Source organism: Bacilliculturomica massiliensis, from assembly GCF_900605495.1.
GTDB classification, from domain to species: domain Bacteria; phylum Bacillota; class Clostridia; order Peptostreptococcales; family Anaerovoracaceae; genus Bacilliculturomica; species Bacilliculturomica massiliensis.
In genome coordinates this window covers 925,133-950,869 of the sequence record NZ_LR027603.1, presented here as the reverse complement: position 1 = coordinate 950,869, position 25,737 = coordinate 925,133, and the positions used below count along the sequence as shown (strand labels likewise).

Annotated in this window: 25 protein-coding genes; 1 reads left to right on the top strand and 24 read right to left on the bottom strand. The window is 54.4% G+C overall.

Going from position 1 to position 25,737, the window contains the following annotated elements:
• Positions 1-113 precede the first annotated feature (113 nt).
• The 22 genes from E0E37_RS13755 to E0E37_RS13655 all read right to left on the bottom strand — a co-directional run bounded on the left by E0E37_RS13755 (position 114) and on the right by E0E37_RS13655 (position 21,686).
• Complete coding sequence (locus E0E37_RS13755; RefSeq protein WP_130863572.1) at positions 114-1,067, bottom strand: dimethylarginine dimethylaminohydrolase family protein; 954 nt, start codon at positions 1,065-1,067, stop codon at positions 114-116.
• 317 nt (positions 1,068-1,384) lie between these two features.
• Positions 1,385-2,785 carry a sigma-54 interaction domain-containing protein gene (locus E0E37_RS13750; RefSeq protein WP_130863571.1) on the bottom strand — a complete coding sequence of 467 codons (1,401 nt, stop codon included), beginning with the start codon at positions 2,783-2,785 and terminating at the stop codon, positions 1,385-1,387.
• Positions 2,782-3,279 carry a hypothetical protein gene (locus E0E37_RS13745; RefSeq protein WP_130863570.1) on the bottom strand — a complete coding sequence of 166 codons (498 nt, stop codon included), beginning with the start codon at positions 3,277-3,279 and terminating at the stop codon, positions 2,782-2,784. The genes E0E37_RS13750 and E0E37_RS13745 overlap by 4 nt, the downstream gene beginning before the upstream one ends.
• 92 nt (positions 3,280-3,371) lie before the next feature.
• Positions 3,372-3,602, bottom strand: coding sequence for a hypothetical protein (locus E0E37_RS13740; RefSeq protein WP_130863569.1), 231 nt, complete (start codon positions 3,600-3,602; stop codon positions 3,372-3,374).
• A 253-nt stretch (positions 3,603-3,855) separates the two neighbouring features.
• Entirely contained in the window at positions 3,856-5,139 is a 1,284-nt protein-coding gene (locus E0E37_RS13735) for an S-layer homology domain-containing protein (protein WP_130863568.1), read from the bottom strand.
• Positions 5,140-5,432: 293 nt separating this feature from the next.
• Positions 5,433-5,582: a hypothetical protein gene (locus E0E37_RS18585; RefSeq protein ID WP_165445364.1), complete on the bottom strand. Its 150-nt coding sequence runs from the start codon at positions 5,580-5,582 to the stop codon at positions 5,433-5,435.
• A 757-nt stretch (positions 5,583-6,339) separates the two neighbouring features.
• Positions 6,340-8,970: a pyruvate, phosphate dikinase gene (gene ppdK / locus E0E37_RS13730; protein ID WP_130863567.1), complete on the bottom strand. Its 2,631-nt coding sequence runs from the start codon at positions 8,968-8,970 to the stop codon at positions 6,340-6,342.
• 123 nt (positions 8,971-9,093) lie between these two features.
• Positions 9,094-10,497, bottom strand: coding sequence for a glycine--tRNA ligase (locus E0E37_RS13725; RefSeq protein ID WP_130863566.1), 1,404 nt, complete (start codon positions 10,495-10,497; stop codon positions 9,094-9,096).
• A gap of 73 nt (positions 10,498-10,570) precedes the next feature.
• Positions 10,571-11,218: a DUF4342 domain-containing protein gene (locus tag E0E37_RS13720; RefSeq protein WP_130863565.1), complete on the bottom strand. Its 648-nt coding sequence runs from the start codon at positions 11,216-11,218 to the stop codon at positions 10,571-10,573.
• A gap of 36 nt (positions 11,219-11,254) precedes the next feature.
• Entirely contained in the window at positions 11,255-12,001 is a 747-nt protein-coding gene (gene recO / locus E0E37_RS13715; RefSeq protein ID WP_130863564.1) for a DNA repair protein RecO, read from the bottom strand.
• A gap of 5 nt (positions 12,002-12,006) precedes the next feature.
• A complete protein-coding gene (locus E0E37_RS13710) occupies positions 12,007-13,308 on the bottom strand; it encodes an HlyC/CorC family transporter (RefSeq protein ID WP_130863563.1) in 1,302 nt (433 codons plus the stop codon).
• A gap of 75 nt (positions 13,309-13,383) precedes the next feature.
• Positions 13,384-14,283, bottom strand: coding sequence for a GTPase Era (era, locus tag E0E37_RS13705; RefSeq protein WP_130863562.1), 900 nt, complete (start codon positions 14,281-14,283; stop codon positions 13,384-13,386).
• 103 nt (positions 14,284-14,386) lie between these two features.
• Positions 14,387-14,764, bottom strand: a complete 378-nt coding sequence (gene cdd / locus E0E37_RS13700; RefSeq protein ID WP_246019734.1) for a cytidine deaminase — start codon at positions 14,762-14,764, stop codon at positions 14,387-14,389.
• Positions 14,765-14,790: 26 nt separating this feature from the next.
• Positions 14,791-15,243, bottom strand: a complete 453-nt coding sequence (gene ybeY, locus E0E37_RS13695) for an rRNA maturation RNase YbeY (RefSeq protein WP_130863560.1) — start codon at positions 15,241-15,243, stop codon at positions 14,791-14,793.
• Position 15,244: 1 nt separating this feature from the next.
• Positions 15,245-16,234 (bottom strand): PhoH family protein, encoded by a 990-nt coding sequence (locus E0E37_RS13690; RefSeq protein ID WP_207302968.1) that lies wholly within the window; start codon positions 16,232-16,234, stop codon positions 15,245-15,247.
• A complete protein-coding gene (locus tag E0E37_RS13685; protein ID WP_130863559.1) occupies positions 16,215-17,465 on the bottom strand; it encodes a sporulation protein YqfD in 1,251 nt (416 codons plus the stop codon). Before E0E37_RS13685 ends, E0E37_RS13690 begins: the two co-directional genes overlap by 20 nt.
• The gene (locus E0E37_RS13680; protein WP_165445363.1) at positions 17,455-17,715 is read right to left on the bottom strand and encodes a YabP/YqfC family sporulation protein; all 261 of its coding nucleotides are present in this window, start codon (positions 17,713-17,715) and stop codon (positions 17,455-17,457) included. Before E0E37_RS13680 ends, E0E37_RS13685 begins: the two co-directional genes overlap by 11 nt.
• A 904-nt stretch (positions 17,716-18,619) precedes the next feature.
• Complete coding sequence (locus E0E37_RS13675) at positions 18,620-19,072, bottom strand: GatB/YqeY domain-containing protein (RefSeq protein ID WP_130863557.1); 453 nt, start codon at positions 19,070-19,072, stop codon at positions 18,620-18,622.
• Positions 19,073-19,094: 22 nt separating this feature from the next.
• Entirely contained in the window at positions 19,095-19,274 is a 180-nt protein-coding gene (gene rpsU, locus E0E37_RS13670; RefSeq protein WP_067539822.1) for a 30S ribosomal protein S21, read from the bottom strand.
• Positions 19,275-19,421: 147 nt separating this feature from the next.
• Positions 19,422-19,763, bottom strand: a complete 342-nt coding sequence (locus tag E0E37_RS13665; RefSeq protein WP_130863556.1) for a histidine triad nucleotide-binding protein — start codon at positions 19,761-19,763, stop codon at positions 19,422-19,424.
• Between the two features lie 198 nt (positions 19,764-19,961).
• Entirely contained in the window at positions 19,962-21,419 is a 1,458-nt protein-coding gene (gene mtaB, locus E0E37_RS13660; RefSeq protein ID WP_130863555.1) for a tRNA (N(6)-L-threonylcarbamoyladenosine(37)-C(2))-methylthiotransferase MtaB, read from the bottom strand.
• 12 nt (positions 21,420-21,431) lie between these two features.
• The gene (locus tag E0E37_RS13655) at positions 21,432-21,686 is read right to left on the bottom strand and encodes a hypothetical protein (RefSeq protein WP_130863554.1); all 255 of its coding nucleotides are present in this window, start codon (positions 21,684-21,686) and stop codon (positions 21,432-21,434) included.
• Between the two features lie 298 nt (positions 21,687-21,984).
• On the opposite strand from E0E37_RS13655, the gene E0E37_RS13650 reads away from it, so the two are divergent.
• Entirely contained in the window at positions 21,985-23,841 is a 1,857-nt protein-coding gene (locus tag E0E37_RS13650) for a polysaccharide deacetylase family protein (protein WP_130863553.1), read from the top strand.
• Positions 23,842-23,944: 103 nt separating this feature from the next.
• On the opposite strand, the gene E0E37_RS13645 is transcribed toward E0E37_RS13650, so the two are convergent.
• Both E0E37_RS13645 and E0E37_RS13640 read right to left on the bottom strand, forming a co-directional pair.
• A complete protein-coding gene (locus E0E37_RS13645) occupies positions 23,945-24,835 on the bottom strand; it encodes a carbohydrate ABC transporter permease (protein ID WP_130863552.1) in 891 nt (296 codons plus the stop codon).
• Positions 24,829-25,701 carry a carbohydrate ABC transporter permease gene (locus E0E37_RS13640; protein WP_130863551.1) on the bottom strand — a complete coding sequence of 291 codons (873 nt, stop codon included), beginning with the start codon at positions 25,699-25,701 and terminating at the stop codon, positions 24,829-24,831. The genes E0E37_RS13645 and E0E37_RS13640 overlap by 7 nt, the downstream gene beginning before the upstream one ends.
• Between the last annotated feature and the right edge of the window lie 36 nt (positions 25,702-25,737).

The window sequence follows — 25,737 nt, the reverse complement described above, 5'->3', positions numbered from 1 at the left end:
GTCCTCGTCAGCTGAAGGTAATGGATGTATAAAAATACCGTCAGCCAGTTTACTGGCTGACGGCGAAAAACTCATTATTTTTCATTGTCCTTTTGACGGACGGCACAAATTTCTTAACCTCTCTTGAGATAAGCCGTAATGCAGTGAAGCGCGCCCCGCCCTTTCAGTATTTCGGAGATATCGATGGTGATCACCTTGATCCCGCTGTTCTCCAAGGCTTCCTGACATCTGGGATTGCCTTCCGGCATCACGATGAGTCCCGGTTCCAGCGCCACAAAATTGCAGCCGAACGACTCTCGAACCTCCGTCTGGGACGGAGCCTCCACGAACTTATATCCCTTCTTTTTCAGCACATCCAGCACGTCGTAAGGTACCTGGGAAGCGTGGATCAGAATTACGTCGTTGCTGGCCTGATTCATCACGCCGTCGATGTGAATATTGCTGTAGGGCTGCTGCATGTGCAGAACTTCCGTGACGCCCATGCGCCGCAGCTCCGTCTCTACCTGTTCAAAGCCGCTGCGGTTGCACCTGCTGCCGGTGGACAGCACTACCGTCTTCCGGTCCACCCACATTGCGTTGGCTCCCTCAAAGATGCCGTCGCCGTTGATCGTGCGCACGATAGGCACGCCCAGATCCGCCAGCGCTTTGGCGATATAGCGTTCCTCTCCCCGTCTCGCCGCCATGCCGGGCCGCGTGATGATAGCGCCCTCCGGCGTCATGAATACCAGATCACGGCAGAAGATCGCGTTCGGTCTGTCCTCCCGCTGTTCTTCCACATAAAACACTTTCACACCGTGGCTGCGGTAAAGCTCCGCCACGCTGTCGTGCTGCTTTCTCATGAGCTCCACGTCGATGGGCTGATCGGAAAAACGGTATTCGCCGGCGTCAAAGTTCTCGATCTCCTTTCCCGGTCTGCGCAGGAGCACCGCCCGCAGGGTATCTACCTCAGACGCCACGCCCCAGTCGCCCCAGTACAGGCCCAGATCATCCTCAAAGCCTGTCTCCTTCGGAAACCACCGCTCGCCAGGAATCGCATCCACATCGACATATCTTGCATTTTTGTCCATTTTCTCTCTCCTTCTGGGATCTGAAATGATCTGCGGACAGCGCGCAGTGATCGCTTCCGCAACGATATCTTCTGCCGACAAAAGACTTGCCGGTTAAAGATATGTGTTTGCAATAGACATGCCAATGAAAAAGCGTTGAAATAACAACGTTTTTATCTTCAATATTATTTAATATCTGTAAATAACATGAACTTGGTCAATTATTTTTTACTCGTTCAGTAAAAATCCTTTTACTCAGAGTAGGGACACATCCCGTTCGATTCCATTAAAAAGGTGAAAACAAAACTGTTTTCACCTGTCTGGTAATGATCCTGCATTTATTTATCGATTCCGTATTTCCCCATTTTATAGTGAAGAGACTGTTTGGATATCTTCAGCTTTTTTGCGGCCTCTACCAGGTTATCCGATTCGGACAGCGCCCTGCGGATGAGACTGCTCTCATAATCCGCCACCGCCCTGTCCAAGGCGAATTCGGGATCTTCAAAGACATCCGCGCCGGGCATCTCCTCGATTCGGGCCACATTGTGCAGCAGATATTCAGGCAGATCCTTTGCCTGGATAAAATCGGAGGAAGCCACGTTGAACGCTCCTTCAATGACATTTTTCAGTTCCCGCACATTGCCCGGCCAGTCGTATTCTCTGAAGACTGCTTCCACGCGCTCGTCAATGCCGATAATGCTGCGGTTCATCTTTATATTGTACTCCCGGATAAAATGGCTGACCATGAAAAACAGATCGTTGATCCGCTCCCGCAGCGGCGGAATGGTGAGCTGGACCACGCTCAGACGATAGAACAGGTCTTCCCTGAGCTTCCGGCTGCTGATGCATTTGATGGGATTTTCATTGACGGCAGAAACGATCTTGACCTCGATGGGAATGGGCTCCAGTCCGCCAAGCCTGGTCACGCGTTTCTCTTCGATAGCCTTCAGTATTTTAGCCTGTACGCTCATTTCCATGGAATTGATCTCGTCCAGAAACAGCGTTCCTCCATTGGCTATCTCAAAGAGTCCCGGGCGGTTCTCCGCTCCCGTATAACTTCCCTTTGTAGTGCCAAACAGAATGCTCTCCAGCAGATTTGCCGGGATCGCAGCGCAGTTCTGAGAGACAAACTTCTTTTTTCTGCGGCAGCTGCTGGTATGGATCGACTGCGCCACCAGCTCCTTCCCAGTCCCCGTCTCCCCGTAGATCAGCACGGAGGAATCCGTATCCGCCACCATGCGGATGCGTTCCTTGATCATCATCATACTCTGGGAGTTGGTTATGATATCGTCCACCGTATAGTAGGCGCCGGAAGTGTTGGCATCTCTCAGCGTCAGTGCGATATTCTGCCGCTCGTAGGGTGAATCCAAATATCGTGAGACATCCACGGCGCCGATGACCACGTCCCCATCTTTGATAGGCATGGTAGTGTTGACCGCGTTGATATTCTGCCCCTTGAATGTAGAGAGCGTCTGGTATTGGTTTGAGATGGGTTTCCCCTGTCTCAACACCTGCAGAAGACTGCTCGTCTCCTCCGTCAGGTTCGGATAGACCTCCAGAATGTGTTTTCCCAGAACGTCCTGTTCCTTCAGGTTATTCACATCCGGCCGGAAGGTACCGAAGTACTCCACATAGCCCTCCGCATTCACGATCATAAGACCGTCTATAAAATTGTAAATGCTCAGAAGCTGCTCCACATATCGCCTGAGCATGGGTCCTCCGCTTTTATTTACGCTCATCCCTGTTTCATCGCTCCCGCTCTGGCGTCATACACAGATATCCCTCTCAGACCGCATTTGTCGTTCTGCTTTTCATTGGCGGCCACATTTTGATCCTCCATGGCGCCGATCGCTTCCTCCACGCAGACTTTACGGACGGTCAGGCTCTCGTTGTCGATAAAAAGAGAGATCGCCGAATCCTCGACTCCCGGTATATGATAGTAGCGCGGATTTTTCTGCTTTCTTCCGACACTGCCCGTGATACGCCGGTATTCACTTCTGGAGAAAGCCTTCCACAATCTGGTCAATTCCCCATCAAAACCAGGGTTTTTCACAGGAACGCCGTCACTGGAGAATACGGCCGCCTCCTCCCTGCCTTCATAGCGAAGCACTGCGTAGTCCGCTCCGCCCTCAAGCAATTCCCTCACTCTGCCCGGCACACTGTTCATCGACGTGTACGGAAATACTTTTACGCTGCCCTTTGAAAGATCTGAAGCTTCAATTACAAAACCCATTCTGCATCCTCCCAACATCGATCTGTTTATCCTGCTTTGCTATGTGATATTATACAACCCCGCGGCAGCCAATGCAACGGAATTCACGTTTCTCACGTATATCCAGGCCCCACGGCAAGCCTGCAAAGACCCTCCCCCGCTTCCCTCTCCATCTCCCCGCCCTGCGCTGTTTTCCTTCCGTTCCTGCGCTGTCCACTCCCGCCTTGCACGGTCCCTCCCGCCTTGCTTCCAACTCCCTCCCGCACTGTCACTCCCGCCTTGCATCCAACTCCCCCCTGCACTGTCACTCCCGCTTTGTTCCAACTCCTCCCCCTTGCTTCCACTCCTCCGACAGCCTGTTCCGTATGCAAGAATCGTTAAAAATCTGCTATTTCACCTAAATCACCGCTGTTTCAGCGCCATGATTACTATATATTTACATAATTTGTGCCACTTTCGAAAAAAATAATCGATCTCGCCTAAAACACGGCTCGATTTCGGTGAAAATGAGTTTTTTTCTCAATTCTCACCCATTTCTCTGCTGTGATGCAGCTGCTCTGATGCACAATAGGCCGGCGGGCCCGCCAGTCTGCCGGCCTATTCTGTGTCTTTGATATAGAAATATTTATCAGGATCGAATGCGCCCTTCATCGCATCGATATAGGGATGGGCCGCCTTCCACGCGATGATGACCGCCTCTTCGCAGGTGGTATTCTGCCGCGGTGCAAAGCCTGAACCCGTCCCCAGGATCAGCCCCTCGTCCTGCGCCCGACGCATGAACTTCCGGGCCCAGTCCGATACCTCCTGGTATTCAGGTCTGGCCATGATCGACTCTTCCGCTTCGGCGTCATTGATACCGCTGATGTAGGAATACCCTCCCTGCTTCATCATATACTGCGAGGTATTCACGATCATCGCCGCCATTTCCTCTCTGAGGATAAACGAATCAGGCTCGAACATGTTATTTCCGGAGCCGCTGACAATTCCCGCAGCCCGGGCTTTCAGAACGTAATCCAGGGAACAGTCGGCAAAGGCATCTCCCTTGGGCAGCGTCATTCCTCCTGCTTCGATGGCCTGAACCGCCATCTCGGCAAACTGCGCCCGGGTGATAGCCCTGTGATAATCCGCCTTCACGGAATCAGGTACGATTTTAGCCCCGTCGGCTTCCTCCGCCAGACTCCGGGCCCAGTCGGAAGGCACGCTTACCGTCCCCGGCCCCACGGACGTCCCTGCGCCGGCATCACCAGCATCACCAGTGTCGCCGGTGCCTCCTGCTCCCTGCTGTTTCGCCCGCTTTTCCAGATCTGCCTGCAGCTCGCTCACCGCTTTTGCCCGCTTCTCATTATAGAACCAGACGGTCCCCTCTCCGTAGGCGAAAGCGTCATCCAGATCGAGTATGACTCTCTCGTGCACATCCGATACAGAGCCGTCCATGTAAAGGAACTCTTCGGATGCGTATATATAGATCGCCATTTCTCCGTAACGGGACATGGGTATGACATAGTTCATCACCCATCCGTCCGCCGGTACGTTATGCTCCGCAGTTTTCACCGCCTGTCCATTTTTACAGGTCCAGATCCCAATGTTGGCGGCGTTGCCGCTTTCATAGCGAAAGATCACCAGTTCATCAGTCCCGTCCTCATTCATGTCGATTAATCCGGCATACTGAATACCCTTGTCCGCCGGACTTCTGTTAACCGGATCCTCACGACCATCGGTTATACCGTACTGTCCGATCTCTCCGGTCAAAACCTCCCCATACACGCTGGCTGTACGGGCGTCAATGGGGAGAGTTTCCTGCGCAAAACCTGACACGGGAAAAAGCCCCGTCAGTATCAGGATAACCAGCGAACACCCCGTCCATCTCTTTAACTGCTTCATCGTCACTCCTCCATATACCTGGGCTCGACTTCATCTCTCATCTCACCGGAAAGATTTATGCGTTTCCGGCCTTATTCACTCTCCCTGTCTTGCTCCAACCCTTCTGGCGGCCTGCTCCGTATGCAAGAATCGCTAAAAATCTGCTGTTTCACCTAAATCGCCGCCGTTTCAGCACTGTTTTTACTATATATTTACAGGATTTGTGCCACTTTCGAAAAAAATAATCGAACTCGCATAAAACACGGCTCGATTTCGGTGAAAATGAGTTTTTTCTTCCGTTCTCACCCATTCCTCTACCGTGATGCATCTGCCGTGATGCAGTAGTCCTGATACAGCCGCCCTGACGCAGCATCGGCCGGCGGAGCCGCCAGCTCCCGGTCCCCCTCGACGAAATCCGGAAATATTTTGACCGCGCTGGTCCTCCGCCACCAGACTCCGATCACAGTCACCAGACTCCCATCTCAGCCAGAGACTCCGATCACAGTCACCACGCTCCGATCTCAGCCAGAAGGCTCCGATCACAGCCACCAGGCTCCGATCTCAGCCAGAGACTCAGATCTCAGCCAGAGACTCAGATCTCAGCCAGAGACTCAGATCTCAGCCAGAGACCGCGATCTCATCAGAAGGCACGCTTTCTCTTCCCCGGCCGCCCGGAAGTCACTGTGCCGCGTTGTCGCCGGCGCCAGAGATTCAAGTTCCGTCCTTCCCCAGCTGCCCGGAAGTCACTGCGCCGGCGTCAGCGTCAGCGCCCTGCCCATATGCAAATAGGGTGTGCCATTGTTCCAAACACGGATTTTCAGCACACCCTATTTTTAAACGAGTTTTGTACGAGCAAAACAGACCCGTTCCAGACGTCCCGCCGCCGCGAGATGCGGCCTATTCTGTATCTTTGATGTAGAACTATTCATCAGGATGGAAGGCGCCCTTCATCGCATCGATACTTTTTCACGATCAATATCCCCACATCCTTAAAACGATCCTGCCGCAAATGATGGATGATCTGCAATGATCTGCATAGCGCCGGATTTTTCCCCATAGCCCGCAGCGTGCCATATACGCAGATAGGGCGCGCCGTTCCTTCCAAACACGGAATGACAGCGCGCCCTATCTCCTTTCACGGAAATACCCTCAGGCAATCCGGTTCATCTTAATGCAATTTCTGTCTTGGGGCACTGCCCCTAAACAATTTCGCCTTTAATGCTATTTTGCCTTGATCGCCGCCTGCGCCGCAGCCAGTCTTGCGATGGGCACGCGGTACGGAGAACAGGATACGTAGTTCAGGCCTACATTGTGGCAGAACTCCACGGAAGACGGATCCCCGCCGTGCTCTCCGCAGATACCCAGTTTGATATCCGGTCTGGTACGCTTGCCCAGCTCTACGGCCATCTCTACCAGCTTGCCTACGCCGATCTGGTCCAGTCTGGCAAAGGGATCGTTCTCGTAGATCTTCTTTTCATAATAAGCATCCAGGAAGTTTCCGGCGTCGTCGCGGCTGAACCCGAAGGTCATCTGGGTCAGATCGTTTGTACCGAAGGAGAAGAACTCCGCTTCCTTTGCGATCTCATCGGCGGTCAGCGCCGCTCTGGGGATCTCGATCATGGTTCCCACCATGTACTTCATATCGGACCCGGCTTCCGCGATGATCTTGTCAGCGGTCTCCACGACCACATTCTTCACGTAAGCCAGCTCTTTGACCTCGCCGACCAGCGGGATCATGATCTCGGGAACCAGATCCCACTCGGGATGCTTCTTCTGCACGTTGAGCGCCGCCTGGATCACAGCGGTCGTCTGCATCTCTGCGATCTCCGGATAGGTGACGGCGAGACGGCATCCTCTGTGTCCCATCATGGGGTTGAACTCATGCAGCGAAGAGATAACGGCCTTCAGGTCGCCCACTTCCATCTTCATCTCTTTTGCCAGGGCGGCGATATCCTCCTCGTCCTGGGGCAGGAATTCGTGAAGCGGCGGATCCAGGAACCGGATGGTCACAGGGTAGCCCTGCATCGCCTCATAGATACCTTCAAAGTCGCTTCTCTGCATGGGCAGCAATTTGGCCAGCGCGGTCTTTCTCTGCTCCACGTTCTTGGAAACGATCATCTCTCTCATGGCGGCGATCCTCTCCGAATCGAAGAACATGTGCTCTGTTCTGCACAGTCCGATGCCCTGAGCCCCAAACTTCATAGCCTGAGCGGCGTCCTTGGGCGTATCCGCATTGGTTCTTACCTTCAGCGTTCTGTACTCGTCCGCCCACTTCATGAGACGGTCAAAATTGCCGGAGATAGACGCTTCAACGGTCTTGATGGCCTCACCGTAGATATTTCCGGTAGAGCCGTCCAGCGAGATAAAGTCTCCCTCGTGGAATTCCTTTCCGCCCAGCGTAAACACCTTCCTGGCCTCGTCGATCTTGATCTCTCCGCAGCCGGATACGCAGCAGGTCCCCATTCCCCGGGCGACGACGGCAGCGTGGGAGGTCATTCCGCCTCTCACAGTCAGGATGCCCTGAGAGTAGTGCATACCTTCAATATCCTCGGGGGACGTCTCCAGACGAACAAGGATGACCTTGGCGCCCTTCTTCGTCGCCCATTCCGTAGCGTCCTCAGCCGTAAATACTACCTGGCCGCAGGCCGCTCCCGGCGAAGCGGGCAGCGCGGAGCCAACAGGCTTTGCAGCCTTCAGCGCCGTGGGATCAAACTGCGGATGAAGCAGCGCGTCGAGCTGTTTGGGGTCGATCATGGACACCGCTTCCTTCTCGGTGATCATGCCCTCGTCCACCAGATCGCAGGCGATCTGCAGAGCCGCAGCGGCTGTTCTCTTGCCGTTTCTGGTCTGCAGCATGAAGAGCTTTCCTTCTTCGATGGTAAACTCCATGTCCTGCATATCTCTGTAGTGCTTTTCCAGTGTATATACGATCTTGTAGAATTCATCGTAGACCGCGGGATTCTGTTCCTTCAGCTGGTCGATGGTCTGAGGTGTACGCACGCCCGCCACCACGTCCTCGCCCTGAGCGTTCATCAGGAACTCGCCGTACAGCTTCTTCTCGCCGGTTGCAGGATTTCTGGAGAATGCAACGCCTGTGCCGGAGGTATCGCCCATGTTTCCGAATACCATCTCCTGTACGTTTACCGCTGTGCCCCAGGAGGACGGAATATCGTTCATTCTTCTGTAATAGATCGCACGGGGATTGTTCCAGGAACGGAATACGGCCTTCACGGCGCCCATCATCTGGTCCACGGGATCTGTGGGGAAATCTGCTCCCACTTCTTTTTTATATTCAGCTTTGAACTGCTCTGCCAGTTCCTTCAGATCGTCCGCGTCAAGCTCGGTATCCAGCTTTACGCCCTTCTTCTCCTTCATCTCGTCGATGAGCTTCTCGAAGTAGGCTTTGCCCACTTCCATGACCACGTCGGAGTACATCTGAATGAAACGTCTGTAGGAATCATAAGCAAATCTCGGATTTCCCGTCTTCTTGGCAAATGCTTCTACCACCGTGTCGTTCAGTCCCAGGTTCAGGATCGTGTCCATCATGCCCGGCATGGAGGCTCTCGCGCCGGAACGGACCGATACCAGCAGCGGGTTTTCCAGATCGCCGAACTTCTTGCCTGTCATGTTCTCCAGTTCAGCGACGTAGTGCATGATTTCGGCCTGGATCTCATCGCTGATCTTCTCGCCGTCCTCATAATACTGTGTGCAAGCTTCTGTGGTAATGGTGAACCCCCGCGGTACAGGCATTCCGAGGTTGGTCATTTCGGCCAGGTTTGCACCCTTGCCCCCCAGAAGCTCACGCATAGAGCCGTTTCCTTCTTTGAAAAGATATACGTACTTCTTGCCCATTTCTTTTCTCCCTCCTGCTCATTTTCTGCCGGCCGTCCGTTCCGCTGTTACGCCCCGGCGCTTCGCGCCCGGCACCCGCGGTCCGGACATTCCGGCCGCATCCGCATTAATATATTTATGGTGTTAGAAAACCAGTTTCTCCTCGATGTATTCCCTGATCGCGCTCAGAGGCAGACGCACCTGTTCCATGGTATCTCTGTCGCGGACGGTGACGCAGTTGTCCTCTTCCGTGTCAAAGTCCACAGTGATGCAGAACGGCGTACCGATCTCATCCTGTCTTCTGTAGCGCTTTCCGATGCTTCCAGGAAGATCATAGTCCACCATAAAGTACTTGGAAAGTTCGGCGTGCAGTTCTTCCGCCTTCTCCGCCTGCTTTTTCGTCAGCGGCAGGACGGCGGCTTTGAACGGGGCCAGCGCCGGGTGGAATTTCATGACCACGCGGGTGTCCTCCCCGCCTTTCGCATCGGTGACAGTCTCTTCGCTGTAGGCGTCCACCAGGAAAGCCAGCGTGACGCGGTCCGCTCCCAGAGACGGCTCGATGCAATAAGGAACATATTTTTCGTTGGTTACCGGATCCGTATATTTCATGTCCTGTCCGGAGTGATTCTGATGCTGCGTCAGGTCGAAATCCGTCCGGTCTGCGATGCCCCACAGTTCGCCCCATCCGAAGGGGAACAGGAACTCGATATCCGTGGTGGCGTTGCTGTAATGGGACAGTTCTTCCTTCTCGTGATCTCTCATGCGAACGTGCTCCATATTCATGCCGAGAGCCGAGAGCCAGTTATAGCAGTAATCCTTCCAGTACTTAAACCACTCCAGATCTGTTCCGGGAGCGCAGAAAAATTCCAGCTCCATCTGTTCGAACTCTCTGGTACGGAACGTGAAGTTGCCCGGCGTGATCTCGTTTCGGAAGGACTTTCCGATCTGCGCGATGCCGAAAGGCATTTTCTTTCTCGTGGTCCGGGCCACGTTTTTGAAGTTGACGAAAATACCCTGAGCCGTCTCCGGTCTCAGGAAGATCTCCGACTTGGAATCCTCCGTGACGCCCTGGAACGTTTTGAACATCAGATTGAACTGACGGATGCCGGTGAAATCGGTTTTGCCGCAGTCCGGACACTTGATCCCGTTTTCCCTGATGTAAGCTTCCAGCTTTTCATTGCCCCAGCCGTCTACCGTTTCCGCTTCACCGAATTTGTCCATCATGAACTCTTCGATCAGCTTGTCGGCTCTGAATCTGGACTTGCAGGCCTTGCAGTCGATCAACGGGTCGGAAAAACCGCCCACGTGACCGGAAGCCACCCAGGTCTGGGGATTCATGAGGATCGCCGCGTCCAATCCCACATTGTACTTGGACTCCTGCACAAACTTGCGCCACCACGCCTTCTTAACGTTGTTCTTCAGCTCCACACCCACCGGACCGTAATCCCAGGTATTGGCCAGTCCCCCGTATATCTCGGAGCCTGAGAATACAAATCCTCTGGATTTGGCCAGAGCCACGATCTTATCCATTGTCAAATCTTTTTTCATCTTAACTTCGTTTTCTCCTTGTGATATTTGCATTTCTACTGCCGGCCGGCATGACCGGCCGGCTGATCTCCTTTTAGAGACTGTCGTCTTTATTCGGATCTTCCTTCTCTTCCTCCAGACAGCAGCTGTCGTCGCAATCGAACTCGTCTCCGCAGCAGCAGCCGCACTCATCTTCGTCCTCGTCCTCGCCGTCCTCGTCTCTGCTTCGGCTCATAGCGTCGGAAGCCTTTTCCTTCACGGTATTGATCACGTCGGCGCCCTTCACTTTCACCTCGTCGGCGATAGCGGAACTTTTTTCCTTCACGTTTTCAAACGTATCGCAGGCCATCTCGCTGACGTCCACGATCTCTCCGTTGTCCTTCAGAAGTTCAATGCTGCATTTGGTTCCGAACGCCGCGATGGTTGCCGCCACAGCTGCCCACGGAAACAGTACGGTGCCGATGATTCCGATATTTACCGGCAGATTCAGCAGAATCTCGCCGTCTTTTTTGATCGTGATCTTGGAAACGTTGCCCTTGCGGATCGCTTCCTTCAGTTTGTCGATGATCTGAGCCCCCTGCTCTCCCATACGGCTCTTACTGTTGATGTCGATCGTCTCTTCAATGCTGATGATCGCGTCCACTACGCTGCCTTCCGCTTTTTCCAAAGCTTCTTTGGCCTCTTTATAGCTGACCCCCGTGCGATCCTTCACCAGTTCGATCTTTTCCAGTGTGATTTCCATGATAAACACCCGCCTTTTCTCTTAATACCAACTTAGTTAAAATAATACAAACCCTTCACTTTTCAGATTCCGAATATCCAGATGATATTCGATATACGACTTGAGTATCCGCGAGAGCCGCTCCTCCACTTTCTCATCCAGAGCCAGCTTTTCCAGCCGCTGCAGCGGGTTTCTCAAAAAGTATCTTAATATATCTACTATACCAAAATTTACGTCATAAATCAATGCGTCATTGTGATTAAGCGCGGAAGCGCACTTTTCGCAGATCAGTCCGCCCTCCTTCACATGGAAGCCGACCAATCCATCCTTCGCACCGCAGAGAACGCAGGAGTCCACGCACGGCATGTGACCGCACGCCTTCAGCGCTTTCAGCTGATAGGCCAGCACCAGCGTCTCATACCGCTTTTTCCGCGCCTCGATCACCTCGAAAAAATCCGTAAGGAGCACGAACAGTTCCGGCATGGGATCGTTCTCTGAAAGAAGCTGTTCCGTAAATTCCATAACATAGGAAGCCGCCATGTATTTTTCCACGTCTTCTCCTATGCGGTAATAGCTCCTGATCACTTCCGCGCCGTTGATATTGTAGGAATCCCGATTTTTATACAGCTCGTATTTCCCATAAGTGAAGGGGCGCATGGCCAGAGCCGACTTGCCTCTTCCCTTTTCGCTGATCCCCGTTCCGGCGCTGATCTTTCCGTATTTCTTGGAAAACAGAAGGATCATACGTCTTCCGTTCACCGTTTTTATCTGTTTAAATATGATGCCTTCCGTATCTGTATACATGGGGGCTACTCTTTTCTGTCAGATCGCTTGTCCGCTTTTCTGTCTGAATCCTCATCATCCTCATCTTCCACAGGATGCACCGTTATGATCAGTTCCGTGGCCTTTCTTCCGTCGGCGTCGGTGACTTCAGCCTCCAGATTCCGATAGACGAAGCGGTCTCCCTTTTCCGGCAGCTTATCCAGCTCTTCTACCGCCCAGCCATTGACCGTGGTAGCGTCCCGCTCTTCCGAGAGACCGAAGAGATCGAACATTTTCTCCAGATTTGCGTTTCCCCGCACTCTGCACTTGCCGTCTGCAAGCCAGAGGAAATCCGGCGTCTCCACTTCGTCGTGTTCATCCCAGATCTCTCCTACCAGCTCCTCGATGATATCCTCCAGCGTCACGATGCCCACCGTGCCGCCGTACTCGTCCACCACCACGGCCATGTGCGTCTTGGCGCTCTGCATCTTTTTCAGCAGCTGAGAGATCTTCGCCGATTCCACCGTAAAAAAGACGGGCTGAATATAGTCGCGTATGGTCTTATCCGTATTGACCACAAAATTGTGAAAATCTTTTTGATTGATGACGCCCAGGATCTGGTCGATGTTTTCTCCATAGACCGGAACGCGGGAGTATCCCGTGTCGCGGAATATCTCCTTCAGATGTTCCTTGGGACAGTCCGCGTCGATGGCCACCACGTCGGTTCTGGGCTTCAGGATGTCGCAGACTTCTACCTCGTCAAACTCGATGGCGTTTTGGATCAGCTCGCTCTGCTGCTCGTCGATGGCGCCTTCCGTCTCGGCCACCTCCACCATGGTGATCAGTTCTTCCTCCGTGATCCCGCCGTCTGCAGACACTTTAAAGATCTTTGCGATCAGCTTTTTCCACTGAGAAAACAGGAAATTGAGCGGAGACAGCACCGTCATCAGCGCCGGCAGAAAACGGGCGGAGAACATGGCGAACTTCTCCGGGGTCTCCTTGGCCAGACTCTTGGGCGATATCTCGCCGAAGATCAGCACAAGAACAGTCATCACCACCGTGGAAACCGTGGGACCGTAGCTGCCGACCAGATCGATGAACATCACGGTGGCCACGGAAGTCATTGCGATATTGACGATATTGTTTCCGATCAGAATGGTGGAAAGCAGCTTGTCGTAGTCCTCAGAAAGACGCAGAACCGCCCTCGCCCGCCTGTCGCCGTTATCCGCCATGTTCTTGAGACGGATGCGGTTAAACGACGAGAAAGCAGTTTCCGTGGCGGAAAAGTAAGCCGACATAACGATTAAAATGACGATAACTAAAATGTAGATGCTACTGTGACTTTCCATTTAGATGGAATCCCTCCTTGTTTTCTGACTGTGATAACTCTGTTATGATCCGGCGAACGCCGCCTGTCAGCCCGGCTACCGTTCGCTTTGATATCCAAAATTGCTGATTGCAATTTCGCTGTCTCTCCAGTTTTCCTTCACCTTGACCCAGATCTCCAGAAAAACCTTCGTCCCCAGCAGCGCCTCGATCTCCATACGTGCGCTTTTGCCGATACCCTTCAGCTTCTTTCCATCTTTCCCGATAATGATGCCCTTGTGAGACTTCTTCTCGCAGTAGATGACCGCGCCGATCTTCGTGAGCCTTGGGCCCTCGCGGTAACTCTCGATCTCGACCGCCACGCCGTGGGGCACCTCATCGGAGAGGTACATCAGGATCTTCTCCCGGATCAGCTCGCTGACGATAAAACGCTCCGGATGGTCGGTGACCATATCCTCCGGAAAATACATGGGGCCTTCGCCCACCAGCGTTTCGATCTTTGCGAGCAGAGCATTTACATTTTTCCCCTCGATGGCCGCCGTTCCAAATATCCCTTCAAAGACGCCGGTGGCCTCGTACTCCTCGTAGATCTGCCTGAACCGGTCCGGCGGCAGCTTGTCGATCTTGTTGATCACCAGGATCCTGGGCGTCTTCACGTCCTTCAAAATGTTCAGGATATACTGGTCGCCCGGCCCCGCCGACAACCCGTCGTCCACGATGAAGACCACCGCGTCCACCTCCCGCAGGGTGGACAGCGCCGTCTCCGTCATATAATCCCCCAGCTTGTTCTTCGGCTTGTGAATACCCGGGGTATCGATGAAGATCAGCTGACAGTCGTCCGGTCCGCCCTCGTGTCTGGTGTAGATACCGCGTATGGTATTTCTCGTGGTCTGCGGCTTATCCGTGGTGATGGCGATCTTCTCGCCCAGTATGGCGTTCAGAAGCGTGGACTTCCCCACATTGGGCCGCCCGATAATTCCTATGAATCCAGAGTGCATATTTCCTCCATATTTCCCTCCGCGCCGCGGAACGTCCCTGCGTCTCCTGCAGTCCAAAGGGCTATTCGTATCGTTTGTAAGCGCTGTCTCATTTCGCGCCGCGCTACAGGCGGAACCCGTTGGGCAGCAGATCGGTGATCCCGCACACCTCCAGATGCCCGGAATCCTTTCCCGTGATCACCGTCAGATCGTCTCCGAACTCAAAGAGAAACTGCCGGCAGATGCCGCAGGGCCACGCTTCGCCCCCGGAGGACGCAACGGCCAGAGCCGCAAACTCCCGAAATCCCTCCGACACAGCTTTTACCGCCGCCGTGCGCTCCGCGCAGATGGTCCCGCCGTAGGATGCGTTTTCCACATTGACCCCGGTAAACACTTTCCCGGTCTTAGTCAGCAGCGCGGCGCCCACTTTAAATCCGGAATACGGCGCATACGCCAATTCCGACGCAGCCCGCGCCTTTTCATATAATTCTTCGTAGGTCATGACCATCGCCTCCCCACTCTCCGTTTCTATCTGGTCAGTCCGATCTGCTCCATGATGCTCTCTTCTCTGGTACGCATGTCGGACTTGTCCTCCTCTGTCATATGATCGTAGCCGAGCAGATGGAAAACGCTGTGGACAAACAGATAGACCAGCTCCCGCTCTCCCGAGTGACCGTATTCGTCAGCCTGAATGAGGGCCTGCTCTGAACAGATGACCACGTCGCCCAGGCAGACTTCCCCCTCTTCCGGCGTATCCGAGGGAGTCTCAAACTGCGGAAAGGACAGCACGTCCGTCACCGCATCCTTGTTTCGGTAGATCCGGTTCAATTCGCGGATCTCCTCCGAGCTGACAAAGGTCACGCTGACGCTGACCCGCTCCGGGTCCACGCCCTCCTGCTTCGAGCAAAGCACCGCAGCCTTGATCATCAGATCGACTACAGTCTGTCCCGGCATTCTCTCATCGCTGAAAATAATATTCATTCTAATCCTCTTCTCCCTCTTCCCCGGACGTCGGGTCCGAGTACTTGTCGTAAGCCTGTATGATCCGGCGCACCAGAGGGTGACGCACCACGTCGGCGTCCTTCAGAAAACAGAAATCGATCCCTTCCACACCGGTCAATACCTTCACCGCGTCCAGAAGACCGGAGCGTTTTCCCCGGGGCAGGTCGATCTGTGTGATGTCGCCTGTGACCACAGCCTTAGAACCGAAGCCCAGACGAGTCAGAAACATCTTCATCTGCTCCTTCGTCGTATTTTGAGCCTCATCCAGAATAATAAACGAGTTGTCCAGCGTGCGCCCCCTCATATAGGCCAGAGGAACCACCTCGATGGTCTCCCTCTCCTTCAGACGCAGCGCGCTGTCCCTTCCCAGTATATCATAAAGCGCGTCGTATAGGGGACGAAGATATGGATCGACCTTTTCCTGCAGGTCGCCGGGCAGAAAGCCCAGCCGTTCTCCGGCCTCCACAGCGGGGCGGGCCAGTATGATCTTCTCCACTTCCTTATTCTTAAACGCATTGATTGCCATAGCCACGGCCATATAAGTCTTGCCCGTTCCGGCCGGTCCTACGCCGAACACGATATCGTGATTTTTCACACTTCTGGCGTAAGCGGTCTGCCCCATGGTCTTGGGCTTGATGGGCTTACCCCTGTGGGTATAACAGATCACATCCTTGTTGACCTTGCTCTCCCGGTAGGAAATGCCGTTTTCCGCCAGACTGATCACATAGTTGACCTTCTGTTCATCCAGCGTCTCGCCGGCCTCCAGCAGACTCATGAGTTCTTTTACCACCACCGCAGCTTTCTCACGGTCCTCCCCCATTATAATAATCTCATCCTGCCTCAGGATGAGATCGGCTTTGTAATGATTTTTGATCAGCCTCAGATTGGCGTCCTGGCTGCCAAACAGCTCCGTGGTATTCTGTCCGCCGTCGATCTTCAGTCTTACATCTTCACTCAGTTGATTCTCCAAACGCAGTTGTTCCTCCTGTGCCTTGCCCGATCCCGGAGCCTGTGGTATTGAACTCAAAGCTCTGTTCTTTCCCGATCTCCTCCAGGGCGTGCAGCATTATAGTTACCTCTATTATATTTTCTTTGTCGGTAAACTTCAAACTATTATTTAATATTTGCGTGTTTTCCGGTATATTTTCTTTGGCGGCCTCTCTGCTCTGAGCCGCGGCCAGTTTCCTGATCTCGTCCTCCGTACGCTCCCGTCGGAACAACTCCACCTCCGACTGCTTCGTTACCGCAAATCTGACCGGGAACGGGCGAATACACCGAAAGATCTGACGTTCCTCCCTGTCGGCTGCTTTATAGGGCCAGAAGCAGTCCCCGGTATCCAGCTTCAGATCTCCGATCTGAAGGCTGACTCCGTAAAAGCTGCGTCCTGTCTCCCTGCGAATGATCTCGTACCGCTCCTGGTACCTGGTGAAGCGGTAGAGGATCCTGGCCCACACCTCGCCCTCCGCCCGAACGGCGCGCATGACATTTTCACCCTGTTTGTAAGTGGTATCGCTGACCGGAAGAAGACCGGTGATGACCACGTCGCCGGGATTGACGTAAGTTCCTTTTTCCACCGCCTGCTGTCCCACTCTGGGGATCACCTTTTCGATGTAGCCCGCTTTGTCAGCCACCACGTTGGCCGGTCCGCCCACCGGCATTTTCTCCGGGGCCGACGAACCTTCCACCATGGTGACCTCTGCCATGTTCCCTATGTATTTTATCCCGATCCAGCTAAGATTATCTAGTTTTCCGTACATCTGCGCTTCCACGTCGTTCAGATCCACGCTTTTGCTGGCCCCCTCATAGAGCCCCGCCTCCTCCAGCGCCGCCCGGACTTCCGATTCCTGGTTGATCTCGTAGCCGTAGATCCGGATCTCCGAAACAAAGGAACTCTGGTAAAACAGCAGCGCTGCAAACACCACAAGACCCAGGATCGTACTCTTTTTCGCAAAGAGCCTTCCGGCCACAGGGCGCGCTCCCACCTCGGCCAGCACAGTAATGCGGTATCTGCTTCCGGCAGTCTTTTTAAACTGCGCCACATCCCTCCTGGAGATCCGCAGGGTCATGGATATCTCATTCTCGAAGCGAATATCCTTCACCAGAATATGCCGGCTCAGGCAGGCGGACAACAGCTTCTGCTGCTCAAAGCCCTCCACGCGCAGACGGACGCTGTGCTTCAGAAAATCAGCATCAATTCTCATCGCCGTCTCCTCCGTAAAATTCCACCGACCGGATCTCCCCTGAGATCAGCATGCGTTCCTCCCCCAGCCAGTCTACCGTCAGCCCGGCGCCGGACACGCCCGTGAACTTCCTGCCGCAGTCTACGACGATGCTGGTGTCGCTGATGAGCACGATCTTCTTCACGTTGTCCAGCACTCCGTTTCTCCCGCTGATCAGTACGCGCGGCAGACGCAGGCTGAAGTCAAACAGCATTTCATCTTTCATTCCCATATTCAAACGGCCTCCTTCTGCCATAAAATCACTTCTATCCCTTCATTATATGTAAAAAGGAGGCCGGGCATTCCCGGCAGATGAAGCGGGCTCCCGGAGACTGCTGACTTTCCGGAGCTGGCCGGTCTCTCGTTGACTGTTGGTTTCCGGCGGATGGCCGGGCTCCCTCTCTCCAGGGCCGCTGACTTCCCGGAGCTGGCCGGTCTCTCGTTGACTGTTGATTTCCGGCGGATAGCCGGTCTCCCTCTCCCCAGGGCCGCTGACTTCCCGGAGCTGGCCGGTCTCCCTCTCCTCAGGCTGTTCGGTCTGCGATCGGCGGGGGATCTCAGCGGGTGATAGGCGAAATCCAGATTTTTTTCTCGATCTCACCCAAAAAGAGCTTTCAAATAGGCGAGAATCCATTTATTTATTGTTACTTCACCTATTTCACAGCGAATATCACGAGTTTTTCTCCCATTTCCGTGGGATTTTCGGTGATATCCAATTTTTTTTGCTGTTTTCGCCTATTCTGAAGCTCAAAGATGCCGCCGGGCTGCCCATTCCGCTGAGCAGCAAAGCGCCCTACACCCACGCTGTTAACGATAGATCCAGCAGTCCGATCATGATCGCAGGATCCAGTGATCCGACGCCTCCCAGTCCAAAGAGCGAGCCCCCAGCCCGGCGCTTTCCTCAGTCGAATGGTCCCTCAAGCCCGGCGCTTTCCCAGTCCAATGAATCCCAGCCCCTGTTATTCCGCGCCAGCATATAGCCGGAACGAGCCGGCCCCCCTCCTGGCTGCAGCCCCACGAACGGTATCGAACAACCCCTTTCCAGCACAAAAAAAGCTGCATCCAAGTTATTTCTTGTCTACAGCCTTTTTTACATGTAAAATTCATCGACTCAGAAGCCCCTCAGGTCTTCGGAGCTAAGCGAGAAATTCTTCCAGTACCTTTTTGACCGCTCCGCCGTCCGCTCTGCCCTTGACTTTCGGCATAACGGCTCCCATGAGCTTACCGAAGTTCGGCTTTCCGCTGCCGCCTTCGATTCCCAGATCCGCCGCCGTCTGCTTCACGATTTCCGCGATCTCCGCTTCCGTCATCTGCTCCGGCAGATAGGTCATGAGGACCTCTATTTCCTTGTTATATGCTTCGGCTAAATCCGTTCTTCCTGCTTTTTCAAAATCAGAGAGGGCATCTTTCCGCATCTTAACCTGTTTGGTCAGGATTTCGATAATCCCCTGATCATCAAGCTCTTTTCTGTTATCCACCTCGTACTGCTTCACAGCGGCACGGGCCAGATTAACCGTATTTTTGCGCACTTCGTCGTGGGCCTTCATGGCCTCTTTGAAATCCGCAGCAAGTTTGTCTTTTAAAGACATAGGTGAACACCTCTTTTAGCTTTTAGAACTTTTTCGCCTTTTTCCTCGCGGCTTCGGACTTTTTCTTTCTCTTTACGCTGGGCTTCTCGTAATGTTCTCTTTTTCTGAGTTCAGACATTACGCCGTCTCTCGCGCAGGAACGCTTAAATCTCTTCAGCGCGCTTTCCAAGCTTTCGTTTTCTCTCACAATTACCTGTGCCATTTATTCGTTTCACCTCCTGACTTTTTTCGAAATCATTTTGATGCTTATCCGAACGAATTCGCCTATAACGTGAATATTATACATGCTTTTTCGGATTTACGCAAGGTTTTTTTGATTCAAAAGTATAAATCCCGATGCCTGTCCCCATCAGCCCGGCGGCCAGGTCATTTTGCGCCTGCCCAGCAGATGGAAATGCAGATGCTTTACGGTCTGCATCCCGTCTTCGCCGGTGTTGCACACCAGGCGGTAGCCGTTTTCCAACCCAAGATCTTTTGCGATGTCCTTCACTTTTTTCATCAGCCAGCCCATCGCTTCCATATCCTCAAAATCCACATCGTCTAAAGATTCGATATGTTTTTTCGGAACGATGAGCACATGGACGGGAGCCTGGGGCTCCAGATCGTGAAACGCTGCGATGACATCATCCTCGTATACCAGGTCCGAGGGGATCTCTCGATTCGCGATCTTGCAGAATATGCAGTCCGACATGGTTTTCATCTCCTGTTCTTTTGTAAAAAAATAAATAAGCGCGGAGCGCGGATAAGTTTCCACAGGAAACTTTTAAACTATCATAGCACAGTCCCGGAAAATGTCAATGGATGTTTTCTCTTTCTGCCCCTATTCCGGGTGCGCCCTCGCTCCGGCGGCCAGAGCCGCAACGGCCCGTCTCTCCGACTGGAACGCCTTTTATTTTCCCACGGGAACACCTTTCATCCCCCCGGCAAAGGGTTCGGTCAGCCGGACGTGGGCAAAGGTGTTTGACAGATCCGTTCCGTCCTCGGGCCCGCCGCAGTAGACCTCGATAAAATTATCCGTATGGCCGCGAAAATAACCGGTCTTTTCATCAAACTCCTCGAAGAGCACTCTGCGCACAGTCCCGGCGTTTTTCCGGAAAAAGGCCCGGGCCTGCAGCTGTCCTGCTTCGATGAGCTGCGCGCTGCGCCGGGCTTTCACTTCCGGCGCTACCTGCCCTTTCATCTCCGCCGCCTTCGTACCTTTCCTGCGGGAATACTTAAACGCGTGGACCTTGCAGAAACCCGCCTGCTCTACCATGTCCAGGGTGTCCCGAAAATCGCTCTCCGTCTCTCCGGGAAAGCCCACGATAATGTCCGTTGATATCCCGTAGTTAGGGTCGAAATCCTTCAGCGCCCGGACGATGCGCAGGTATTCTGCTCTGTCGTATCTGCGGTTCATGGCAGCGAGCACGCTGTCGCTTCCGCTCTGCAGCGACAGATGCAGGTGACGGCACAGCTTATCGTATTTCATCAGTCCCGCCACATACTCGGCGTTGACTACCGTGGGTTCCAGAGAGCTGAGACGGATCCGGAAATCCCCCGGCAGCGCGCAGAGTTCGCGGATGATCACCTCCACGCCGCGGGTCCCGTCCTCTTCCTCCGGGAAGCCCGGCTCCATGCCGTAAAGAGCAGTGTTGATCCCCGTGAGCACCAGCTCCCGAAAACCCCTTGCGATCAGGCTCTCCGCCTCCCGCAGTATATCTTCCCTGCGCCGGCTGCGCAGCGTGCCTCTGGCATAGGGGATCACACAGTACGTGCAGAACCGGTTGCAGCCCTCCTGTATCTTGATGAACGCTCTCGTCCGGGATTCCATGGACGTGATGATCCCCGTCTCTTCATAAGCGGTCAATTGGCTGTAATCCAGCACGTGAAGCAGCGGACCCGCCGCGGCCCCCGTTCTCCGCCCCGCAGCTTGTTCCGCGGCCTGTTCCCCGGCCTTTCCAGTGGACTGTCCTGCTGGAAGCCCCGCACACGGACCGTCTCCCTCTCCGGAAGCCGCCGCTTTTCTCTCCGACAACAGCTCGTCAACAAATTCCGGCAGGCGGTGTTTTTCATTGGTGCCCGCCACGATATCCACGCCTTCGACGGCCGCCACCTCCTCGGGGCTGATCTGGGCGTAGCAGCCGATGACTGCGGTGATGCTGTCCGGATTGATCCGCTTCGTCCTGCGGATGTACTGGCGGGATTTCCGGTCTGACAGCCCCGTCACCGTGCAGGTATTGATCACATACACGTCCGCATAGTCCAGATCGCCCACCACTTCATCTCCGCGGGCTATAAATTTTTCTTTTAATCCCTGTGTTTCGTATTGATTTACCTTGCACCCAAGGGTGTAAAACGCAATTTTCATAAATCGACTCGTCTACAGAGCAGACTCCAGACGGGAGTTCTCCGCTTCCTTCTCCTTTATTTTCTCGCACAGCTCCAGGAGCTGCACATCCAGCGCCTCCCCCTTCTGATACTTTGCGTACACCAGCTTTCCGATCTCGATCTCAAAATCTTTCATGATCGACTTGTTCTCACTGATCTTCAGCTTCGTCTTTGCGACGTCCATCATCTCCTCGGATTTTTTCGCCGCTGTTCTCCCCATGTCTGTGACCTTATCAAGAAATGCCATGGCCGATCCCTCCTCTTTTGTTTATCTGTGCGCCGCCTGCAGGCTGGGTGTTAACCCTTGTCTGCGTACCGCCGGCAACGAGCCAAAGCGCTGTCTGCCGCCCCTTCTATTATACATAAGTTGACGGTGATTTGCATAGTTATTTTCCATAAAGGGCGCTGACGCCCCGCGTCCGTCCGCCGGCGGCGCAGCGCGGCGCGCCCGTTCCATCTGACAGAAGCCGTATCAGCCCTGCGGGCGCCCGCTGCCGTCAGAACGGCGGACGGCATACGGCGCGTAAAATACAGGAGGTTAGACCTTGCGACTGAAAAAAATATTGCCGCCTTTTCTGGCATTTGTCCTGCTGCTCTCCGTGGCTGCAGTTTACCTGCTCCCGGGACCTGTGCGTCCCGGACTGGCCGCCAGCCTTCCCGTGAGAAACGACCAGCCTATCAAATGGGTAGAGTTCGACGTCCCCTATGAGGCCATGGAAAAGGCGCTGAACTACGACGTGGAAAGCTACAGGTCGGAAACGCATGTGAACTGGATCGAACTGCTGGCCTATCTGGGCGCCAAATACGGCGGCGACTTCTCTCAATACCGCGCCGACGATATGGAAAAGCTGGCGGCGCAGCTGAAGGAAGGCGAATACACGGCCCATCTGGCAAAAAAAATGAAGTATTACAACTACTATCTGCGCGCCTATACCGCCGTGCTGGGCGGCATGGTAGGCGAATATGAGGTGCAGGTGAAGAAGGAAGGCTCGGATCAGCTGACCTGGGTGAAACAGTACGGGCTGAAGGCGTTTTCCCCCATTGCGGAGGGCTACTGGTACAACGACTACGACGATTTTGGGAGCGGCCGGACCTATGGCTACGCCAGAAAGCACCTGGGACACGATCTGATGATCAGCACCGGCACGCCGGTGGTCAGCGTGGAAAGCGGCATCGTGGAAGCTCTGGGCTGGAACCAGTACGGGGGCTGGCGCATCGGCATCCGAAGTCTGGATAACACCAGATATTACTATTACGCCCATTTGCGCAAGGATTCCCCCTACGCCGCCAATCTCTACATCGGAAAAGCCGTTACCGCCGGGGATGTGATCGGCTATTCCGGTCAGACCGGCTACAGTCTCAAAGAAAATGTCAACAACATCGACGAGCCCCATCTGCACTACGGCATGCAGCTTATTTTTGAAGAGGATAAAAAAGACAGCCCCAGTCAGATCTGGATCGACCTCTACGATATCACCCGCCTGCTCTCAAAGCACAGAGTGACAGTGGAACAGAAAGAGGGTTCCAGAGAATTTACCCGGGTCTACGGCTACCGTGATTCGGCGGCGGAAGGCAGCGCCGGGGGCGCAGACAAAGAGACGCTGGCCGTGGCGGCCGCCTCAAAAGTGCCGGAAGACAGTCTGTCTGTTCCCATCATCATGTACCACGGTCTTCTGAAGGACGCCGCCAGGCAGAACAAATTCGTCATATCCCCCGACCGTTTTGAAGATGACCTGAAATATCTGAAGGAGAAGGGCTATGAGACCATCACCATGACTCAGCTCATCGACTATGTAAAAAAGGGCTCTCCCCTGCCGGAAAAACCCATTGTTCTGTCCTTTGACGACGGCTATTACAACAACTACCTCTACGCCTATCCCCTTCTGAAGGAATACGGCGCAAAGGCCGTCATCTCCATCATCGGAAAGTGCAGCGATGATTTCAGCTTAAAGGACGCGGATCATCCCAATTACTCCCACGTCACCTGGGATGAGATCAACGAAATGATCGAATCAGGACACGTGGAGATCCAAAATCACACCTACAATATGCACACCTACGACAAGGGGCGAAAAGGCTGCTCTCAAAACCCCGGCGAGACCGTGGAGGTCTACAAAAACGTGCTGGAGCAGGACGTAGTGCGGCTGCAGCAGCGCATTCTGGAACAGACCGGATGGCTGCCCAACACCTTCGCCTATCCCTTCGGGTTCATGAGCGACGGCTCCACAGATCTGCTGAAAAGCATGGGCTTTGAAGCTACTCTGAGCTGTACCGAGGGAATCAACTATTTCCCGCTGAAAAAGGCGGAGCGGTCGGAGGATTCGCTCTATGTTCTGAAGCGCATCCTGCGGCCGCCCAATCTTTCCTCCGCCGACTTTTTCCAGAAACACGGGATCTTGTAGCTGTCCATCGCCTGCCAGCGCTCTTAACCTGCCAGCGCTCTTCGCCGCTCTGGCATCGGTCCCGCCGCACATCTGTTCCAGCACCCATCGCCTGCCGCGTTCTTCACCTGCCCGCGCCCTTCATCAGCCCGGCCACCAGATAACGGTTGAGAAAAACCGCCACCAGCAGCGGCGGCAGTATGGACAGAACGCCTCCCGCAGCCATCAGGCCGTATTCCACCGAGGTCTTCCCCACCAGCGTGGACAGAAATACAGTGACCGGCTGCGCCTTGGACGATGCGAACACCAGCGGGATCGCATACTGGCTCCAGCAGCTGAGGAAGGTAATGGTGGCAGCCGAGATCAGCCCCGGCGCGGCCAGGGGCAGCACCAGAAACAGTTGCCGCCACCGGCCGGCCCCGTCCATCTGCGCCGCTTCTTCCAGCTCGATAGGCACCGTCAGGAAAAAGCTCCTCATAAGCCAGACAGCCAGCGGCATAAAGGCAGAAACATAGATCAGCCCCAGCCCAAGACCTGTGTCGATGAGCGAAAGCGCCGTCATCACCCGATACAGAGGCAGCATAACGCTGTAGGCGGGAAGCACCATAGTGACCAGCAGCAGGCCAAACAGCGCTCTGCTTCCGGGAAAGCGCCATCTGGCGAACACGTATCCGGCCAGTACGGCGATGGCGCACACCGCCGCCGTCGCTCCCAGACATACGGCCGCCGAATTCCAGAAGGCCCGCACGAAATTCGCAGAGATCACATGGCTGCTTCCATCCAGCCCCAGGATCCGAGCGAAATGTTCCGCCGTAGCAGGAGACGGGAGCAGCGCAGGCGGCGCCTTCAGCAGGTCTTCTTTCGATATCAGGCTGGTGCGCAGCAGCCAGTAAAGCGGCAGCAGGCTGTACAGCAGGATCAGCGCCGACACGGCGGCCTGCAGAGCCGCAAGATTCGTTCTTCTGTGAAGCTTCCGCGCCGGACGGATGCCCGGCCATCTTCTGTTTTCTACCATTCCTCCTGCCTCCCCGCCAGCTTCGCATAGAGCACCATGAGCAGTAGGATCGACACGGAAATCAGCAGGGCCAGCGCCATACCCGTTCCCAGATTATATTCCCGGAACGCCGTCAGATAATCCTGGATCAGCAGCGTGCGCGTGTCCAGCGCCGTCCCTGTCATGGCGTAGGGCTCGTCAAAGAGATGCACCGCCCCGATGGTCCCCTGAGCCAGGGTGATAAACAGCACGGGCCGCAGATAGGGAAAGGTGAAATAACGGAATTTTTGAACCGCGGAAGCGCCGTCCGTCTCCGCGGCCTCCATTATTTCCCGGGGCATGGTCTGCAGTCTGGCCAGCATTATGATCACGATGAAAGGAAGCATCTTCCATACGTGAACGGTCGTCACGCACCACTTGGACAACTCCGGATTGTTCAGCCACACCTGATAAGCGTCGATAACGCCCCACTGCAGCAGAATTTCGTTTAAGATGCCCACCGATGGGTCGAAGATCAGCTTCCAGGTCATGCTGTTGACCATGGGGGGCAGCGCCCACGGTATGCTCAGCACAGCCAGAATGACGCTCCTTCCCCTATACTTTTCCTTCAGCGCCACAGCCGCCGCTATTCCTAGTACGGTCTCCGCCGTCAGCGATACGACAGTGTAAAACAGCGTGTTTCCCGCCGCCGTGCGCACATTGGCGTCCTTGAGCACCGTCAGATAGTTGTCTGCGCCCGCAAAGCTGCGGTCCGATACGTTCAGCAGACTTACGGAATACAGGCTGTCCACGACCGTCACCAGCAGAGGCAGGATGACGAAACAGAGCAGGACCAGCGCCATAGGCAGCAGCCACAGCAAAAATATATCGTTGTCTCTCCGTTTCATCGTCTCACCTCCATACGACCAGACCGGTCTGGATCT

What these genes read in the sequence shown, in the direction of transcription:
- mtaB (WP_130863555.1), bottom strand. Translation starts at nt 21,419, where the DNA reads ATGAAAATTGCGTTTTACACCCTTGGGTGCAAGGTAAATCAATACGAA.
- era (WP_130863562.1), bottom strand. Translation starts at nt 14,283, where the DNA reads ATGCACTCTGGATTCATAGGAATTATCGGGCGGCCCAATGTGGGGAAG.
- E0E37_RS13725 (WP_130863566.1), bottom strand. Translation starts at nt 10,497, where the DNA reads ATGAAAAAAGATTTGACAATGGATAAGATCGTGGCTCTGGCCAAATCC.
- E0E37_RS13680 (WP_165445363.1), bottom strand. Translation starts at nt 17,715, where the DNA reads ATGGGAATGAAAGATGAAATGCTGTTTGACTTCAGCCTGCGTCTGCCG.
- rpsU (WP_067539822.1), bottom strand. Translation starts at nt 19,274, where the DNA reads ATGGCACAGGTAATTGTGAGAGAAAACGAAAGCTTGGAAAGCGCGCTG.
- E0E37_RS13735 (WP_130863568.1), bottom strand. Translation starts at nt 5,139, where the DNA reads ATGAAGCAGTTAAAGAGATGGACGGGGTGTTCGCTGGTTATCCTGATA.
- E0E37_RS13640 (WP_130863551.1), bottom strand. Translation starts at nt 25,701, where the DNA reads ATGAAACGGAGAGACAACGATATATTTTTGCTGTGGCTGCTGCCTATG.
- E0E37_RS13750 (WP_130863571.1), bottom strand. Translation starts at nt 2,785, where the DNA reads ATGAGCGTAAATAAAAGCGGAGGACCCATGCTCAGGCGATATGTGGAG.
- ppdK (WP_130863567.1), bottom strand. Translation starts at nt 8,970, where the DNA reads ATGGGCAAGAAGTACGTATATCTTTTCAAAGAAGGAAACGGCTCTATG.
- E0E37_RS13655 (WP_130863554.1), bottom strand. Translation starts at nt 21,686, where the DNA reads ATGGCATTTCTTGATAAGGTCACAGACATGGGGAGAACAGCGGCGAAA.
- E0E37_RS13675 (WP_130863557.1), bottom strand. Translation starts at nt 19,072, where the DNA reads ATGTCTTTAAAAGACAAACTTGCTGCGGATTTCAAAGAGGCCATGAAG.
- E0E37_RS13745 (WP_130863570.1), bottom strand. Translation starts at nt 3,279, where the DNA reads ATGGGTTTTGTAATTGAAGCTTCAGATCTTTCAAAGGGCAGCGTAAAA.
- ybeY (WP_130863560.1), bottom strand. Translation starts at nt 15,243, where the DNA reads ATGAATATTATTTTCAGCGATGAGAGAATGCCGGGACAGACTGTAGTC.
- E0E37_RS13665 (WP_130863556.1), bottom strand. Translation starts at nt 19,763, where the DNA reads ATGTCGGACTGCATATTCTGCAAGATCGCGAATCGAGAGATCCCCTCG.
- E0E37_RS13755 (WP_130863572.1), bottom strand. Translation starts at nt 1,067, where the DNA reads ATGGACAAAAATGCAAGATATGTCGATGTGGATGCGATTCCTGGCGAG.
- E0E37_RS13720 (WP_130863565.1), bottom strand. Translation starts at nt 11,218, where the DNA reads ATGGAAATCACACTGGAAAAGATCGAACTGGTGAAGGATCGCACGGGG.
- E0E37_RS13710 (WP_130863563.1), bottom strand. Translation starts at nt 13,308, where the DNA reads ATGGAAAGTCACAGTAGCATCTACATTTTAGTTATCGTCATTTTAATC.
- cdd (WP_246019734.1), bottom strand. Translation starts at nt 14,764, where the DNA reads ATGACCTACGAAGAATTATATGAAAAGGCGCGGGCTGCGTCGGAATTG.
- E0E37_RS13685 (WP_130863559.1), bottom strand. Translation starts at nt 17,465, where the DNA reads ATGAGAATTGATGCTGATTTTCTGAAGCACAGCGTCCGTCTGCGCGTG.
- recO (WP_130863564.1), bottom strand. Translation starts at nt 12,001, where the DNA reads ATGTATACAGATACGGAAGGCATCATATTTAAACAGATAAAAACGGTG.
- E0E37_RS13645 (WP_130863552.1), bottom strand. Translation starts at nt 24,835, where the DNA reads ATGGTAGAAAACAGAAGATGGCCGGGCATCCGTCCGGCGCGGAAGCTT.